Genomic DNA, 1,516 nt, shown 5'->3' with positions numbered 1-1,516 from the left:
TAGCACTACTGCGTTAGTAGCGTGAGGAGCCCTACCGGAGCAGCCAGGATGCGGCTGTCCGGTCGCTTGGTGTCAAAGGTCAACTCGTGCGTACTACTTGGGAGGTGGAACACGATTGCGCGAGTCAGGCGATGGACACCTTCATGAACGCTGGTGGGGTTCAACGGCTCGAGGAGTATTTCCGACGGATTGGCGACATCCTGGGAGAGGAGAGCCGCCGGGGTTCCTTTGCTGTTTATGCCATGGGGCTACTCGGGGATGGGGAGCGCAAGAGCGTCGAGCCCATTGCGGCCCGTGCCTGCCCTGACCCCTGCAAGACGGATGCGCTGCACCAGCGACTGCTGCATTTCGCCGTCAACTCCCACTGGAGCGACCGGGAGGTACGTCGGGAGGCGGCCCGGTACGCCCTCTCCGCCATGACGCGACGCGAGCCCGTGGAAGTCTGGATTGTCGACGACACGGGCTTTCTCAAACAGGGCAAGCATTCGGTGGGCGTGCAGCGGCAATACACCGGCTCGGCGGGAAAAATCACCAACTGTCAGATTGGCGTCAGCCTCAGCATCGCCACCCGTACCGAGCATGTCCCCATCGACTTCGAGCTGTACCTGCCCGAGTCTTGGGCCAATGACTCGGCTCGCCGCCAGGAGGCCCGAATCCCCGAGGACGTCACCTTCAAGACCAAACCCCAGCTGGCTGTGCAGATGATTGGCCGGGCCGTGGCCGACGGCGTTCCCAAGGGCGTCGTCCTGGCCGACTCCGCGTACGGAACCTCCGGCGAGTTCCGCGCGCAGGTGCGCTCCCTGGGCCTGCACTACGCGGTGGGGGTAGAGCCTCAGACGACCGTTTCCCTCCTCGACAACGAGGGGCGCCCTCACGGCGAGGCGGTGAGCGTCAACGACATCGCCTCGAGCATCGACGAGCGCGGGGGCTTTCGCCGTTGCACCTGGCGCAGCGGCACCCGCGAGGACCTCTGGGCGCGCTTCGCCCTGCGTCGCGTTGTCGCCGCCGGAGTGCCCAAGGGCCAACAAGAGCCCCTCTGGCTTCTCATCGAGTGGCGCGAGGGTGAGCCGGAGCCAGCCAACTACTTCCTCATCTCCGTGCCGGGCCGTCCGACAACGAAGCAACTCGTCCGCCTCGTCATGCAGCGCTGGAGAACCGAGCGCGTCTACGAGGACTTGAAGGGCGAGCTCGGGCTCGACCACTACGAGGGCCGTCGCTTTCCCGGGTGGCACCACCACGTCTCCGTTGCCCTTTGCTGCTACGCGTTCATCATCGCCGAACGCGTGCGGCATTTCCCCCCCTCGGCCAGAGGGGCGGATGATGCCCACGCGCACCCGCTCCAGGCCTGAGCGCCACTTCCACGACAGCTTCATCACCGCACGGCTCGCCATGGCTCGGGTGATTGCCACCTGGCTGCCTCGGTGCCCCACCTGCCACCGCTCCAACACCCGGCAGCACCCCTCGCGCACCCCAGCTGGCCTCCCTGTTCACCCTTCGGGCCCCTGACGCAGTAGTG

Annotated in this window: 1 protein-coding gene; it reads left to right on the top strand. The window is 66.1% G+C overall.

Annotated features, from left to right (window positions below):
- The first annotated feature begins 131 nt into the window (after positions 1 to 131).
- Positions 132 to 1,349, top strand: coding sequence for an IS701 family transposase (locus DAT35_RS57900; RefSeq protein ID WP_108077989.1), 1,218 nt, complete (start codon positions 132 to 134; stop codon positions 1,347 to 1,349).
- Positions 1,350 to 1,516: the final 167 nt, after the last annotated feature.

It is taken from the genome of Vitiosangium sp. GDMCC 1.1324 (assembly GCF_003044305.1).
Taxonomy (GTDB): domain Bacteria; phylum Myxococcota; class Myxococcia; order Myxococcales; family Myxococcaceae; genus Archangium.
Note: the sequence above shows the minus strand (reverse complement) of the source record. Positions and strands in the feature narration are given on the sequence as shown.

Coding starts and splice junctions, on each gene's coding strand:
- DAT35_RS57900 (WP_108077989.1), top strand. CDS start 132: ATGGACACCTTCATGAACGCTGGTGGGGTTCAACGGCTCGAGGAGTAT.